Raw genomic sequence first — 14,827 nt, forward strand, 5'->3', positions numbered from 1 at the left:
GGCGCCCGCCGGTCGAGCGGCCGCTCTTGACCACCAGTACCGGCTTCTTCCGGCCGACCAGGCGGGCCAGCCGGCCGAACTTGCGCGGATTGCCGAACGACTCCAGGTACAGCCCGATCACGTCGGTCCGCGGGTCGTTCCACCAGTGCAGCAGAAGATCGTTGCCGCTGACATCTACTTTGTTGCCAAGCGAGACGAATTCGGACACGCCGGGGCCGATCCGGCCGGCATGGTCCAGGACCGCGATCCCGACTGCGCCGGACTGCGCGGCGAGGCCGAGCGAGCCGGCCATCGGCGGGACGTTGGCGAAGGTGGCGTCGAGGCGGACGGCCGGATCGGTGTTGACGATGCCCAGGCAGTTCGGGCCGATCAGCCGCAGGCTGTAGCGCCGCGCGATCTCCAGCAGCTTCTGCTGGGCCAGCCGGCCGTCGGCGCCCGACTCGGAGAACCCCGCGGAGAGGACGACGGCCCCGCCGGCACCGGCCCGGCCACAGTCCTCGATCACGCGGGCGACCTGCGCGGCCGGCACCGCGATCACGGCCAGGTCGACATGGCCCGGAACGTCTTCGACCGAAGGGTACGACGTGATGTCGCCGATCCGGTCGGCCTTCGGGTTGACGGCGTACAGGTCGCCGGTGAAACCGCCGTCGAGAAGATTGAGCAGTACTTCGTGGCCGACCCCGCCCGGCTTGCGGCCGGCGCCGATCACGGCGATGCAGCGTGGTGAGAGCAGCGGCCGCAGCGACCGGGACTCGGCGGCGCTCTCCCGCTCGGCCATCCGGTCGAGGGTGCGCGCGGAGTACGCGGTGTCGAGGGACAACTCGACCAGGCCGCTGTCCAGCTTGTGCACCTCACGGAAACCGGAGTCCAGGAAGACCCGCAGCATCGGTGCGTTCTCGGCGAGCGTGTCGGCATGCAGATGCCGGATCCCACGCTCGCGGGCGACCGCTGCCAGCTGCTCGAGCAGCAACGTCCCCAGACCCCGTCCGTGCACGGTGTCGTCGATCAGGAAGGCCATCTCGGCCTCGTCGGCCCGCATCGGCTCGTAGCTGGCAACACCGGCCACAACCCCGTCCACCTCCGCGACCAGCGCCACGTGACCATGCGCCGGGTCGGCCTCGACCAGATGCCGGGTGTGCTCGTCGGCCGTCAGCCGGCTCAACCCGAAGAACCGCAGGTAGACCGAGCGGTCCGAGAGCCGGTGGTTGATCGCCATCAGGGCCGCCTCGTCGTCGCGGCGGATCGGCCGCAGATGAACGACCGACCCGTCGGACGCAAGCGCATCCCAGCCGGCCGGAGCCGGCTGGGACGGGGTTCCCTCGGGGGTGGGAACCCTGGCCCGGCCGGAGTCTCCACCGACCGGGCCTGTCGTGGCCGATGTCATCGCCCCGGCCCGATCACGACTTGCGGGTGATCGGGACGGTGCGGGTCTCCACCGACCGGGTGGTCGTCGGCACGCTCACCTCGAGGATGCCGGCGTCGTACTGCGCGGTGACGGCGGACTCGTCCGCCCCTTCCGGCAGGAAGATCCGCCGGGTCAGGGAGCCGTAGTGGAACTCGGTCCGGGTCCCGGTGTGCTCCTCCTGCCGACGGGTCGCCGCGATGGTCAGGATGCCGTTGGCCACCTCCACCTTGAGGTCCGGCTCCGGATCGATGCCGGGCAGTTCCGCCTTGACCACGTAGCGATCGCCGTCGGCGTACTCCTCGATCCGGACGCCGCGGATTGCAGCCGGCCAGCTGAACATGTTCGGCAGGGAGTCGGCCCAGTCGAACAGATCGGCGAACTGGTGCCGTCCGTCCTTGCGCTCGAGTGTGGTCATCTTCACTCTTCCTCCTTCTCCTCGGTTCTGCTGACACCTCCACTCCACCTCGCCGGGGGCGGCCGGAGCAGGGCCGGAGGGACTCGACTGGTGCGGACCTTCGGCCCTGTCCACCGCCGTCACGCGACTCCTACGGTCGAACGGAACGGAGGTAGAGCAGGAAGGAGCGCGACATGGACGCCGCGATCAGGACTACGGGACTGTCCAAGCGGTTCGGCACGCACCAAGCGCTACGGCGGCTGGATCTCGAGGTCCCGCGCGGATCGGTGGTCGGCTATCTCGGACCCAACGGTGCCGGCAAGACCACCACGATCCGGATCCTGGCCGGGCTGATCGCGCCGACCACGGGGACCGCCGAGGTTCTCGGGTACGACGTGGTCGACCGCTGTGAGGAAGTCCAGCGGCGGATCGGCTACCTGCCGGGCGAGTTCGCGGCGTATCCCGAGCTGACGGGCGCGCAGTACCTGCACTACCTCGCGAACCTGCGCGGTGATGTCGACTGGGCGGAGACCGAGCGGCTGGCCAAACGGTTCGACCTGGATCTGTCCAGGCGGTTCAAGACGCTGTCGCACGGCAACAAGCAGAAGCTCGGCATCATCCAGGCTTTCATGCACCGGCCCGAGCTGCTCATCCTCGACGAGCCGACCGCCGGACTCGACCCGCTCATGCAGCGCGAGTTCCTGGCGCTGCTGCGGGAGACCAGGGACGACGGCCGGACCGTCTTCCTGTCCTCGCACATCCTGTCCGACGTCGAGGCGGTGGCCGACACGATCGCGATCCTGCGCCGCGGCGAGCTCGTGGTGACGAAGACCGTCGAGGAGTTGCGCGAACAGGCGCTGCACTGGCTGGAGCTCACCTTCGCCGGTCCCGCGCCGCTCGAGCAGCTCAGGCAGGCCGACGGAGTCCAGCAGCTCAGCGTCGACGGAAGAACCGCGCATGTGGAGGTCAGCGGTTCGACGGCCGGGCTGCTGACGGCGGCCGCGCCGTACCAGGTCGTCGACATCGTCAGCCACGAGGCCGATCTCGAGTCGATCTTCCTCGACTACTACACCGCAAGGAGCTGAGCACAGTGTTCCGCAACGTCTACTGGAAGACGCTGTACGACGAGCGCCGCGGCCTGGTCGCCTGGTCGACCGCCCTCGTGCTCCTGGTCGGCCTCGAGTCGGCCCTGTGGCCGTCGCTGCGGGACATGCCCGACATGAAGGAGATCTACGCCCAGCTCCCCGAGGAACTCGGCAAACTCTTCGACTTCGACGCGATGACCACCGGCCCGGGCTTCCTGAACGCCGAGCTCTTCACCCTGATGCTGCCGATCCTGTTCCTCGTCTACGGCATCGGGCACGGCGCCCGGCTGATCGCGGGCGAAGAAGAGGCCGGCACCCTCGATCTGCTGCTGGTGCAGCCGATCACGGGCGCGCGGATCGTCCTGCACAAGGCGCTGGCCCTCTTCAGTTGCCTGGCCGTCCTGGGCCTGGCCCTGTTCGTCGCGACCACCGGAATGAGCCTGATCTTCGGCCTGGGCATCGGCGCCGGCCAAGCTGCGACCGGTTCCCTGGCGATGACGCTGCTCGGCGCGGAGTACGGCGCCCTCGCCCTCGCCGCCGGAGCCCTCACCGGCCGCCGCTCGATCGCGATCGGTTTCGGCTCCGCCGCCGCGGCGGCCGCGTATGTCCTGTACGCCGCCGGACTGATGATCGACTCGCTCGACCCCTGGCGCCCTCTCTCCCCCTTCGACCAGGCGCTGAGCGGCGGCCCACTCGGCGCGGGCCTGCCAGCCACCTACCTCTGGCTGATCGCCGGCGCCGCCGCCCTCACCGTCATCGCGATGCCGGCCCTCGACGGCCGCGACATCGCCGCCCACAACTGAGGTTGGGTCCGACGGTCCCGCTGGGGTGGGACCTTTGGCACTGGGGGCGGGGACCGGCCGGCTGGGACCGTCGTTGCCATGGATGCCATAGACCTTGCCCGCTGGCAGTTCGGGATCACCACCGTCTACCACTTCCTGTTCGTGCCGATCACGATCGGGCTGTCCGCGCTGGTGGCCGGGCTGCACACCGCGTGGTACCGGACGGGGAACGTGAAGTACCGGCGGATGACGCAGTTCTGGGGGAAGTTGTTCCTGATCAACTTCGCCATCGGCGTGGTGACCGGGATCGTGCAGGAGTTCCAGTTCGGGATGAACTGGAGCGCGTACTCGAAGTTCGTCGGCGACATCGTCGGCGCCCCACTGGCGATCGAGGGACTGCTGGCCTTCTTCCTCGAGTCGACCTTCCTCGGCCTGTGGATCTTCGGCTGGGACCGGTTGCCGAAGAAGGTGCACCTGGCCTCGATCTGGCTCGTTGCCATCGGCACCTGGTTGTCGGCGTACTTCATCCTGGCCGCCAACTCGTGGATGCAGTGGCCGCGCGGCTACACCTACAACGCCACGACCGGCCGGGCCGAGCTGCACGACTTCGGCGCGGTGCTCACCAACAAGGTCGCGCTGGCGACCTTCCCGCACACGATCGCCGCGAGCTTCCTGACCGCCGGCGCCTTCATGCTCGGCATCGCCTTGTGGCACCTGCTGCGCCGCCCGGGTGAGCACGGCAGCCTGTTCCGGCCGGCCGTCAAACTCGGTGCGATCACCACCCTCGTCGCGGCCGTGGCGCTGGTCGTCACCGGCGACATCCAGGCCAAGATCATGACCGAGACCCAGCCGATGAAGATGGCCGCCGCCGAGGCGCTGTACGACACGTCGGCCCCGGCGCCCTTCTCCATCCTGACCATCGGCTCGCTCGACGGCAGCAAGGAGGTCTGGTCGCTGAAGGTCCCGCACGGGCTGTCCTTCCTGGCGACCAGCAGCTGGAACGGGAAGGTCGAGGGGATCAACGACCTGCAGAAGGCCTACGAGCAGCGGTTCGGCCCGGGCACGTACAAGCCGAACGTACCGCTGACCTACTGGACCTTCCGGTTCATGATCCTGTGCGGTGTCCTGGCCGCGGCCATCGCCCTGCTCGCCCTCTGGCTGCTCCGCCGGCAACGAATGTCGAAGTCCAAGTGGCTCATCCGGGCAGCCCTGGCCGTCCCGCTGCTGCCGCTGCTCGGCAACAGCCTCGGCTGGATCTTCACCGAGATGGGCCGTCAGCCCTGGATCGTCTTCGGGCTGATGCAGACCCGCGACGGGGTCTCGCCGAGTGTCGGGGCCGGCAGCGTCCTGACCTCGCTGATCGTCCTCACCCTGCTGTACGGCGTACTGGCGGTGGTCGAGGTGTTCCTCCTGCTCCGCTTCGCCCGTGAGGTGCCCGTGGAGTCCGAGCCGTCCGACCCGGAGGCCGCCGAGCCGGCCTTCCTGTACTGAGGAGCACCCCGATGGCACTCACTGATGTCTGGTTCCTGCTCATCGCCGTCCTGTGGACCGGCTACCTGGTGCTCGAAGGCTTCGACTTCGGCGTCGGCATGCTGCTCCCGGTCGTCGGCCGGGACCCGATCGACCGCAAGGTCACCCTCAAGACGATCGGCCCGGTCTGGGACGGCAACGAGGTCTGGCTGCTGGTCGCCGGCGGTGCGACCTTCGCGGCGTTCCCGTTCTGGTACGCGACGTTGTTCTCCGGCTTCTACCTGGCCCTGTTGATCATCCTGGTCGCCTTGATCCTGCGTGGCATCGCGCTGGAGTACCGCGGCAAGCTCGACGACGCGACCTGGCACCGGCGCTGGGACGCGGTCATCGTCGGCAGCAGCGCGGTACCGGCCCTGCTGTGGGGCGTGGCCCTGGCGAACATCGTGCGTGGTGTACCGATGGGCGCCGACCATGAGTACGCCGGTACGTTCTTCACCCTGCTCAACCCGTACGCACTGCTCGGCGGCATCACGACGCTGCTGCTGTTCGCCCTGCACGGCGCCATCTTCCTGGCGCTGAAGACGCACGGTGAGGTGCACGACCGCGCCCTCAAGGTGGTGCCGCCGATCGGCATCGCGACCATCGTGGCCGCCGCCGGCTTCCTGGGGTGGACGCAAACGCTGGACGGCTCCTGGATCACTTGGCTGCTCGCGCTCGCCGCGGCACTCTGCCTGATCGGCGGACTGGTCGCGTCCCGGCTCGGCCGGGAGGGCTGGGCGTTCATCGGCACGGCCGCGACCATTGCGCTGGCCGCCGCGACACTGTTCACCACGCTCTACCCGAATGTGTTGCCGTCGACGACGGACGCGGCCTTCAGCCTGACGACGGTGAACGCCGCCTCCACGGCGTACACGTTGAAGATCATGACCTGGGTCGCGGTGATCTTCACTCCGGTGGTGCTGGCCTACCAGGGCTACACGTACTGGGTCTTCCGTCGCCGGCTCGGGCGTTCGGACATACCGGTCACGGCCCAGAAGGCCAACGCCTGATGCCCGCGATCGATCCCCGCCTGCTGCGTTATGCGAGGACCACCCGGGTGTTCCTGGCGTTGTCGGTGCTGATCGGCGCCGGTCAGGCGCTGGTGATCCTCGCTCAGGCGTGGCTGCTGGCGTCGATCATCACGGACGCTTTCCTGCACGGGGCCGGCCTGCACGACGCCGCGGGCCGGCTCATCCTCCTCGGCACGACCCTGGCCGCTCGTGCCGGCCTGTCGTGGCTGGCCGAGGTGGCGGCGCATCATTCGTCCGCCGCGGTGAAGTCCGAGCTCAGGATGCGGCTGCTGCGCCAGGTCGCGCGGCTCGGTCCGCGCTGGCTCACCGGGGAACGCAGTGGCGAGCTCGGCACCCTCGCTACGCGCGGGATCGATGCCCTGGACGACTACTTCGCCCGCTACCTGCCGCAGTTGGTGCTGGTCTGCTTCGTACCGATCGTGGTGGCCGCGCGGATGTTCGCGGCCGACTGGCTGAGTGCCACCATCGTCGTGGTCACCCTGCCGTTGATCCCGGTCTTCATGATCCTGGTCGGCCTGACCACCAAGCAGCTGATGGCTAGACAGTGGGCGGCGCTGCAACTGCTGGCCCACCACTTCCTGGACGTACTGTCCGGGCTCGGGACCTTGAAGGCGTTCGGCCGGTCCCGGGCGCAGGCCGGTACGGTCGAGAAGCTGGCGGACAAGCAGCGCAAGGCGACCTTGTCCTCGCTGCGGATCGCCTTCCTCTCCTCGCTCGTCCTGGAGTTGCTCGCGACTTTGTCGGTCGCGCTGGTCGCGGTCTCGGTGGGCCTGCGCCTCGTCGACGGCAGGCTCGACCTGCAGACCGCCTTGCTGGTCTTGATCCTTGCTCCCGAGGCCTATCTGCCGCTGCGGTTGCTCGGCGCTCACTACCACGCCAGTGCCGAGGGCCTCAGCGCCGCCGAGCAGGTCTTCGCCGTACTCGACCACGAGACTCCCGCACCCGGCACGGCCACCGCGGACGCCCGGCAGACGATCGAGCTCGACGAGGTCGTGGTGAACGGCGCCGATCGCGACGGCCCGTCGCTCGACGGTTTCTCGCTGACGATCCCGGCCGGACAGGTGACCGGGATCGTCGGCCCCAGCGGTTGCGGCAAGTCCACTCTGCTCGCCACGCTGCTGGGCTTCACCGAACTCGAGTGCGGCCGGGTGCTGGCCGGCGGCGTCGATCTGTCCACTGCCGACCTGGACAGCTGGCGGTCCCAGGTCGGGTGGCTCAGCCAGGACCCTGTCCTGTTCACCGGTACGGTCCACGAGAACATCCGGCTCGGCCGCCCGTACGCCGACGACGCCGCGGTCCGGAGAGCCGCCCGGACGGCCCGGGTCGACGTACCGCTCGAACAGCAGATCGGTGAACGTGGCAACGGTCTGTCGGCCGGCCAGCGTCGCCGGATCGCACTCGCCCGGGTCCTGCTGCTCGACGCTCCCCTGCTGCTCCTCGACGAGCCGACGGAGGGCGTCGACCCTGACACCGAACACGAGTTGCTCAGCACGCTCCCCGCGGCCTTCGCCGGACGCACCGTCGTGCTGGTCACCCACCGCACCGCGCTGCTGGACCTGTGCGACCGCGTCGTCGATCTCGCAGGGGTGCCGGCATGACCTCCGTCCGGTGGTTGCTGCGGATCGCGCGGCCCGAGGCATGGCGGCTGATGGCGGCCGCGCTGCTCGGATCGCTGGCGCTCAGCTGCTCCATCGGTCTGATGGCGACCTCCGGCTGGCTGATCTCGCGCGCCGCCCAGCAACCCCCCGTGCTCTACCTGACCGTGGCCATCGTCGCCGTCCGTGCCTTCGGGATCGGCCGTGGCGTACTCCGGTACGCCGAACGCCTGGTCGGCCACGACGCTGCCTTCCGCGTCCTGGCCCGGACTCGCGTCCAGGCCTGGCTCGACCTCGACCGGGCAGCCCCTGCCGGCCTCGGCAAGTTGCGCACCGGCGACGTCATGACTCGCGTGGTCAGCGATGTCGAAGCCGTGCAGGACTTGCTCGTCCGTGCCGTCCTCCCCATCGCCGTCGCCGTCATCACCGGTACTGCGACCGTGGTGCTCCTGGGCGCCCTGCTTCCTGCGGCCGGTCTGGTGCTGTTGCTAGGACTGTTGATCGCAGGCGTCGTGGCGCCGGCGATCACGCTGTCCGTGGCCGGGCGGACCGAGCGACGGCTCGCACCCGCACGGGCTGCGCTCGCCGACCCGGTTCACGATCTGCTGGCCGGAGCCGCCGAGCTGATCGCGTTCGGCGCGGCCGGGCCGGCTCTCGAACGCATCAAGGTGCACGATCGGCGGCTGACGTCGCTCGCCCGCCGGTCCGCCATCGGCGCGGGGGCCGGGGCTTCGGTCGGCGCCATCGCGCTGGCGTTGACCGTCGTCGGTGAACTGCTGGTCGGGATCCAAGCTGTCCGGGAGGGGAGGCTGCCCGGAGTACAGCTGGCCGTTCTGGCGTTGACTCCGCTTGCCGCCTTCGAGTTGACCACTGGGTTGCCCGCTGCAGCCAGGCATCTGGTTCGCGGCCTCCGCGCAGTCGACCGGCTCCGGGCTCTCGGAGACCTTCCGCAACCCGCCGTTGCCTGGGGCAACAAAGATGTCATCGGTCATACCCTGGAGATCCGGCATGCCGATGCCCGCTGGCCCGGCGCCGATCAGCCGACGGTGCGCGACCTGACCTTGCGGCTCTCCCCCGGCCGCCGGATCGCCGTCGTGGGCGAGAGCGGCGCCGGCAAGAGCACCCTCGTCGCCGCCCTGGCAGGCTTCCTGACGGCCGAACGCGGCACCGTCACCTACGGCGGCATCGCGCTACCGGAGCTCGACGAGAACGCGTTCCGTCGTCACGTCACCGTCTGCGCCCAGGACGACCATCTCTTCGACACCACCATCCGCAACAACCTCCTGATCGGCAAACCGGACGCGACCGACACCCAACTGATGAATGCCCTCCGTCAGGCCCGTCTAGCGGCCTGGGTCAACCGCCAGCCACAAGGCCTCGACACCCCCGTCGGCGAACGCGCCGCCCAACTCTCCGGCGGCGAACGCCAGCGCCTCGCCCTGGCCCGCGCCCTCCTCGCCGACCCCGCCGTCCTCATCCTCGACGAACCCACCGCCCACTTGGACGACCCCACCGCCGCCGAACTCACCCGAGACATCCTCACCGCCACCCGAGGCCGCGCCACCCTCCTCATCACCCACCGCCTCGAGGGCCTGGACGACCTCGACGAGATCATCGTCCTGAGCCATGGCCGGGTGGCCCGCCGCGGCCGGCCGGCCGAGATCCTCGGCGCCGCGCACGCCTGATCCGCAACCCGAAGATCCCGGTCCGCTGTCGCGGACCGGGATCTTCCTTGCCCGGGTCAGAACTCGAAGACCAGCCGGGCCGGTACCTCTCCGGCCAGCACCTGGGCGATCGAGGTGTTGACCTCGTCGAGCTTGCGGCTCTCGGCGATGACGCGGGTCCGGCCCGCGGCGTGCAGCGCGAAGACCTCGGTGAGGTCCTGGCGGGTGCCGACGATGGAGCCGATGATCTCGATGCCCTTCAGGACCGTGTCGAAGATCGGGATCTGCATCGTGCCCTCGGCCGGCAGCGCCACGCAGATCAGCCGGCCACCCGGGCGCAGCGAGCGGAACGCCTGCTCGAAGGCCAGCGGCGTCACTGCGAAAGCCAGCGCCACATCAGCCCCGCCGAGTGCCTGGATCGCCTCGACCGGGTCCTCCCGCGCGGCGTTGACGACATGCGTCGCGCCCAGCTCCTTGGCCAGTTCCAGCTTGTTGTCCGCCAGGTCGACGCCGATCACCGTGCCGCCGACGATCTTGGCGTACTGGATCGCGAGGTGTCCCAGACCGCCGACGCCGAACACCGCGACGTTCTCGGTCGGCTGGATCCTCGCCACCTTGATCGCCTTGTACGACGTGACACCGGCACACGTCAGCGGCGCCGCGTCGAACGCGGAGACACCGTCCGGCACGCTGACCACGTACTTCGCGTCGGCGACGGCGTACTCGCTCCAGCCACCGTCCACGGAGTACCCGCTGTTGGCCTGGTGCTGACACAACGTCTCCCGGCCGTCGATGCAGTACCGGCATTCACCACACGCGCTGCCGAGCCACGCGATGGCAACCCGGTCACCGATCTTGTGCGAGGTCACCCCCGCGCCGAGTTGCTCGACGACCCCGACCCCTTCGTGCCCCGGTACGAACGGCGGACTCGGCTTGACCGGCCAGTCCCCATGCGCTGCGTGGATGTCGGTGTGGCACAGCCCGCAAGCCTCCATCCGCACCAGCACCTGCCCGGCAGCCGGCTCCGGCCGCACCCTGTCCTGAACCTCCAACGGCCGGTCGAACCCTGTCACTACTGCGGCCTTCATGAGTTACTTCCTTTCGTCGCGAACACGTTGGCTCCAGCCTCCGATGACCCGGTCCCGGCCCCCAGGGTCTCTGGTCCCGACGTGAGCGCAGGAAGTCCTTCAGAAGGCTGTTGTCCCGAGCAACTGGCCGATGCCGTAGGTGACGGCCATCGCGAGGGCGCCGCCGCCGACGAGTCTGACGACGGCCGGAAGCATGCGGCTCTGGCCGAGCCTCGCGCTCAGCAGGCCGGTGCCGGCGAGGGCGAGCAGGACTGCCAGGAAGGTGATCGGGACCCGCCATCCCTCGGGTGGCAGCAGGATGGCGATGAGCGGGAGCAATGCTCCGAGGGTGAAGGCCAGCGCGGACGCGCCGGCCGCGTGCCATGGGTTGGTCAGTTGTTCAGGGTCGATGCCCAGTTCGGCGTCGGCGTGCGCGGCGAAGGCGTCCCGCTCGGTCAGCTCGGCGGCGACCTTCGCGGCCGTCTCGGCCCTGAGGCCCTTGGCACGGTACAAGGCCGCCAGTTCGGCCAGCTCGGCCTCGGGGAACGCGGACAGCTCGGCGCGCTCCTTCGTCAGCAGTGCGCGCTCGGTGTCACGCTGACTGCTCACCGAGACGTACTCCCCCAATGCCATCGACACAGCCCCGGCCGTCAAGCCCGCCACCCCGGCCGTGAGAATCGTCCCGGCCGAGGTCGTCGCACCGGCGACGCCGACCACCAGTCCCGCGGTGGAGACGATGCCGTCATTGGCCCCGAGCACACCGGCCCGCAACCAGTTCAACCGCCCGGCGAGCCCTCCTCGGTGCGATTCGCCGGAGTGTGGCGGGCCTGCTGTAGCGCCGGACACGTCGATCAGCCCCCGACGTACGGGGCTGAGGTGACCTTGCCGTCCCAGCTGGCCTTCGCACCGGAGTCGCCGATGCGGTAGATGTCGTACAAGGTGGCGACGGCGACCAGGACGGCGATCACGGCGATCACTCGTGTCACGGTCTTCGAGGCCGGCGCCAGCCACGTGCGCTGCATCAGCGGCAGTCTGGTCAGCACTGTCCCGGACCGGGTATCGAGGTCCCGCGCGGCATGCGCGGCGTCCCGGGTCTGCAGGTCCGACTCACGGTCCCGCCACCAGATCACGACGGCCATCACCGCCAGAGCGATCGCGAAGAAGATCGCGGTGCCGCCGACCTCGGCGTGCTCGCGGACCTGCTCGCTGTTCGGCACGTGTTGCTCCAGCCACTCGCCAGCGCCCGTGGTGAGCGGGACGATCACCACGGTCGACAGGGCAAGCAGCGCGTTCGCTCCGGCCAGCCTGCGCCGAGCCGATGCCCAGAACGCCGTCAGCACCAGAACCAGCGCTGACAACGGCATCAGGACGACCACGGCGTGGACCAGCAGGACATGGACCGGCAAACCGTTCAGGGTGTTCATGACGTTGTCCTTCCAGGGTTTCGGCTGCGCAGCCGCAGCCGCCAGAGCTCATCGGCGCCCCAGACGATGAACGGGAAAGTGACCAGTACCGCGAGTTGCGGGACCGGCGGGAGGGCGGTACCGAAGATGTTCTGCAGGGGCGCGATGGTGACGACCGCGGCGGCGAAGGCCAGCTCGAAGGCGATTCCCCACAACAGAAGATGGTTGCTCAAGGCACCGATCGAGCGGAGCGAGGCGTGTTGGGTACGGGCGGCGAAGGCGGTGCCGAGCTGGCAGGCGACGATGCCGAGGAACGTCATCGTGGTGGCCTGGATCCAGAGGTGGTGCAACGCGCTGCCGTCGCCGGTCGGGGCGCCGGGGTGCCAGCCGCCGGCCAGCAGGGTCCAGAAGAAGACGCCGAGAACGAGAACCGCCGACAGCCCGCCGAGCAGGCCCCAGGCGCGGGCCAGCATCCGCGCGTCGATCACGTTCTCGCCGCGCTTGCGGGGTGGCCGGTCCATCAGCCCGGGTTCGGCCGGTTCACGCCCCAGAGCCAAGGCCGGCAGCGTCTCGGTGCCGAGGTCGATGGCGAGGATCTGCAGCACGGTCAGCGGCAGTGGTACCCGGCCGCCCGACAGCGCGAAGACCAGGAACGGGATCATCTCCGGCATCGCGTGCGCGAAGATGTAGACGATGAACTTGCGGACGTTGTCGTAGACCCGCCGGCCGGCCTCCACCGCGGTCACGATGCTGGCGAAGTTGTCGTCGGTCAGCACCATGGTGGCGGCCTCGCGCGCCACGTCGGTCCCGGCGACGCCCATCGCCAGGCCGATGTCGGCCCGGCGCAGGGCGGGCGCGTCGTTGACGCCGTCACCCGTCATCGCGACGACGTGCCCCTGAGCCCGCAACGCGTCCGCGATCCGCAGCTTGGCCTCCGGCGAACTACGGGCGAAGATCAGCTCGTCCTCGCCGGCCAGCAGCTCGTCCAGCGCCGCCTCGCTCATCGCTTCCAGTTCGCGACCGGTGACAACCCGAGCGCCACGCCGCCCGATCCCCACCCGGCGGGCGATCTCGGCCGCGGTCAGCCCGTTGTCCCCGGTCACCACCAGCAGCCTGATCCCGGCGTCGTGACACCGCGCGACAGCAGCCGGTACCTCCGTCCGCGGCGGGTCGAACATCGCGAGCAGGCCGAGGAACACCAGGTCGCGCTCGGCCTGCTCGCGCCGCTCGGGCAATGGCTCGCCCGGACGCAGATCCCGCCGGGCGACGCCGATCACCCGCAGCCCGCGCCCGGCCAGGCCGGCGAACTCCTCGGCCAGCCTCGTCCGGTCGGCGGCGGTCAGCGGTCGCGGCGTACCGCCCGGCCCGGTCAGCAGACTCGACTGCGCCAGCACCTCCTCCGGCGCGCCTTTCAGATTGACCTCGAGCGACCCGTCGCCGGTCCGGTCGATCGTGGACATCCGCCGCAGGTTCGGATCGAAGTGGAACTGCCGGACCCGGTTCGCGGTCCGCCTGTCGGCCGAGACGTCGGCACCGAGTCCGGCGGCCGCCAGCAGGAGTGCGATCTCGGTCGGGTCTCCGGTCGCGGTCTCAGGCCGCGCCGGATCCACGGTCGCATTCGTGCAAGCAGCCAGGGACTGCGCCAGCAACCGTGTCGCCGCGTCGGGCGGCCCCGGGGGGACGATGCCCTCCGGAGTCCAGATGTCCGTGACCTGCATCCGGTTCTCGGTGAGTGTTCCCGTCTTGTCGGTGCAGATCACCGTGGTCGAGCCCAGCGTCTCGACGGCGGACAGCCGCTTCACCACCGCGCCGCCCCGCGCCAGCACCCGTACGCCGACAGCCAGGGCCAGCGTGATGGTCGGCAGCAACCCCTCTGGCACGTTGGCCACCAGCAGGCCGATCCCGAAGTTCACGGCATCCGCCAACGGCAGGCCTGCCACGAAAGTACCGATCAGCAGGAACAACAGCCCAACGCCGACGGCGACGCCGGCGATCAGCCACGCGACTCGCTTGACCTGCCGCTCGAGCGGGCTCTCGTCCTGTTCGACCCGCTGCGACAGCGCCGCGATCCGGCCGAGCTCGGTCCGCATGCCGGTGGCGAAGACGACCGCCGTCGCCTCTCCGCCGGTGCAGCTGGTCCCACTGAACAGCAGGTCCGCGGCATCGAGGAGGGAGCCGTCGGTGTCGAGCAGATCAGCCGACCGGTACGCCGGAAGCGACTCGCCGGTCAGCGTCGACAGATCCACCTCGACCGCGCCGTCGAGCAACCGCGCATCGGCTGAGACCCGATCCCCTTCTTCGACGATGAGGATGTCGCCGGGTACCAGGGTCCGGGCCTCGACGGACTCACGGACTCCATCGCGGAGTACCGAGGCCTTGGCCGGCAGGTAGGCGGCGAGTGCCTCGACGGCCCGCTCGGCCTGCTGCTCCTGGACGAAGGCCAGGGCGGCGTTCAGGACGATCACCGCGACGATGGCGATCGCCAGCACCGGCGTACCGGACACGGCCGCCAGGACTGCGGCCAGCCACAGCAGCAGCGCAAGCGGGTGGGTGAACTGGCGGAGCAACTGACGCGGCCAGTTCCGGCGCGTCCGGCGAGTGAGCTCATTGGGGCCGTGCGCCTCCAGCCGGCGTGCGGCCTCGCGGTCGGTCAGCCCGTCGGCCCGGGTCCTCAGGTCGCGAAGAAGCCGCTCGGCAGGCTCGCGCGGATCGTCCGTCAGTGCCTGTATCTCGTCGACAGTCATTCTCCGAGCCTGGTCGCCGGACCGCCGCGCCCGTAGGGCCGAACGACTCGATCCGGCCGTCCGTTGGACCCCGCCCGCCGACTTGCGGCCCCCTCCGGACGGACTTTCGGCCCTGGGTCCGGCCGACCGCGATCGACCAGGCTGAAGG

At 69.8% G+C, this 14,827-nt stretch carries 12 protein-coding genes; 6 read left to right on the plus strand and 6 right to left on the minus strand.

The window, feature by feature from the left end:
• Together ABD116_RS04265 and ABD116_RS04270 are read right to left on the minus strand one after the other, a co-directional pair.
• Window positions 1-1,384, minus strand: a 1,384-nt coding sequence (locus ABD116_RS04265; protein ID WP_343964994.1) for a GNAT family N-acetyltransferase, incomplete at its 3' end; no start/stop codon positions are given.
• 13 nt (window positions 1,385-1,397) lie between these two features.
• The gene (locus ABD116_RS04270) at window positions 1,398-1,820 is read right to left on the minus strand and encodes an Hsp20/alpha crystallin family protein (protein WP_343964995.1); all 423 of its coding nucleotides are present in this window, start codon (window positions 1,818-1,820) and stop codon (window positions 1,398-1,400) included.
• A 173-nt stretch (window positions 1,821-1,993) separates the two neighbouring features.
• Here ABD116_RS04270 and ABD116_RS04275 point away from each other — a divergent pair, with 173 nt between their 5' ends.
• The 6 genes from ABD116_RS04275 to cydC all read left to right on the plus strand — a co-directional run bounded on the left by ABD116_RS04275 (window position 1,994) and on the right by cydC (window position 9,486).
• Window positions 1,994-2,884, plus strand: a complete 891-nt coding sequence (locus tag ABD116_RS04275) for an ABC transporter ATP-binding protein (protein WP_343964997.1) — start codon at window positions 1,994-1,996, stop codon at window positions 2,882-2,884.
• Window positions 2,885-2,889: 5 nt separating this feature from the next.
• The gene (locus tag ABD116_RS04280) at window positions 2,890-3,687 is read left to right on the plus strand and encodes an ABC transporter permease (protein ID WP_343964999.1); all 798 of its coding nucleotides are present in this window, start codon (window positions 2,890-2,892) and stop codon (window positions 3,685-3,687) included.
• A gap of 78 nt (window positions 3,688-3,765) precedes the next feature.
• Window positions 3,766-5,157 (plus strand): cytochrome ubiquinol oxidase subunit I, encoded by a 1,392-nt coding sequence (locus ABD116_RS04285; protein ID WP_343965001.1) that lies wholly within the window; start codon window positions 3,766-3,768, stop codon window positions 5,155-5,157.
• A gap of 11 nt (window positions 5,158-5,168) precedes the next feature.
• Window positions 5,169-6,185 (plus strand): cytochrome d ubiquinol oxidase subunit II, encoded by a 1,017-nt coding sequence (gene cydB, locus ABD116_RS04290; RefSeq protein ID WP_343965003.1) that lies wholly within the window; start codon window positions 5,169-5,171, stop codon window positions 6,183-6,185.
• The gene (gene cydD, locus ABD116_RS04295; protein ID WP_343965005.1) at window positions 6,185-7,804 is read left to right on the plus strand and encodes a thiol reductant ABC exporter subunit CydD; all 1,620 of its coding nucleotides are present in this window, start codon (window positions 6,185-6,187) and stop codon (window positions 7,802-7,804) included. The genes cydB and cydD overlap by 1 nt, the downstream gene beginning before the upstream one ends.
• A complete protein-coding gene (gene cydC / locus ABD116_RS04300) occupies window positions 7,801-9,486 on the plus strand; it encodes a thiol reductant ABC exporter subunit CydC (RefSeq protein ID WP_343965007.1) in 1,686 nt (561 codons plus the stop codon). Before cydD ends, cydC begins: the two co-directional genes overlap by 4 nt.
• Before the next feature lie 56 nt (window positions 9,487-9,542).
• Here cydC and adhP read toward each other — a convergent pair whose 3' ends face one another.
• The 4 genes from adhP to ABD116_RS04320 all read right to left on the minus strand — a co-directional run bounded on the left by adhP (window position 9,543) and on the right by ABD116_RS04320 (window position 14,679).
• On the minus strand, window positions 9,543-10,553 hold the full coding sequence (gene adhP, locus ABD116_RS04305; RefSeq protein WP_343965009.1) for an alcohol dehydrogenase AdhP: 1,011 nt from the start codon (window positions 10,551-10,553) through the stop codon (window positions 9,543-9,545).
• A gap of 99 nt (window positions 10,554-10,652) precedes the next feature.
• Window positions 10,653-11,312: a VIT1/CCC1 transporter family protein gene (locus ABD116_RS04310; protein ID WP_343965011.1), complete on the minus strand. Its 660-nt coding sequence runs from the start codon at window positions 11,310-11,312 to the stop codon at window positions 10,653-10,655.
• A gap of 71 nt (window positions 11,313-11,383) precedes the next feature.
• Entirely contained in the window at window positions 11,384-11,956 is a 573-nt protein-coding gene (locus ABD116_RS04315; protein ID WP_343965013.1) for a hypothetical protein, read from the minus strand.
• The gene (locus ABD116_RS04320; protein WP_343965015.1) at window positions 11,953-14,679 is read right to left on the minus strand and encodes a cation-translocating P-type ATPase; all 2,727 of its coding nucleotides are present in this window, start codon (window positions 14,677-14,679) and stop codon (window positions 11,953-11,955) included. Before ABD116_RS04320 ends, ABD116_RS04315 begins: the two co-directional genes overlap by 4 nt.
• Window positions 14,680-14,827 lie beyond the last annotated feature (148 nt).

The sequence above is a fragment of the Kribbella koreensis genome, assembly GCF_039525325.1.
In the GTDB taxonomy this organism is placed as follows: domain Bacteria; phylum Actinomycetota; class Actinomycetes; order Propionibacteriales; family Kribbellaceae; genus Kribbella; species Kribbella koreensis.

Coding starts and splice junctions, on each gene's coding strand:
- cydB (WP_343965003.1), top strand. CDS start 5,169: ATGGCACTCACTGATGTCTGGTTCCTGCTCATCGCCGTCCTGTGGACC.
- cydC (WP_343965007.1), top strand. CDS start 7,801: ATGACCTCCGTCCGGTGGTTGCTGCGGATCGCGCGGCCCGAGGCATGG.
- adhP (WP_343965009.1), bottom strand. CDS start 10,553: ATGAAGGCCGCAGTAGTGACAGGGTTCGACCGGCCGTTGGAGGTTCAG.
- cydD (WP_343965005.1), top strand. CDS start 6,185: ATGCCCGCGATCGATCCCCGCCTGCTGCGTTATGCGAGGACCACCCGG.
- ABD116_RS04275 (WP_343964997.1), top strand. CDS start 1,994: ATGGACGCCGCGATCAGGACTACGGGACTGTCCAAGCGGTTCGGCACG.
- ABD116_RS04270 (WP_343964995.1), bottom strand. CDS start 1,820: ATGACCACACTCGAGCGCAAGGACGGACGGCACCAGTTCGCCGATCTG.
- ABD116_RS04315 (WP_343965013.1), bottom strand. CDS start 11,956: ATGAACACCCTGAACGGTTTGCCGGTCCATGTCCTGCTGGTCCACGCC.
- ABD116_RS04320 (WP_343965015.1), bottom strand. CDS start 14,679: ATGACTGTCGACGAGATACAGGCACTGACGGACGATCCGCGCGAGCCT.
- ABD116_RS04285 (WP_343965001.1), top strand. CDS start 3,766: ATGGATGCCATAGACCTTGCCCGCTGGCAGTTCGGGATCACCACCGTC.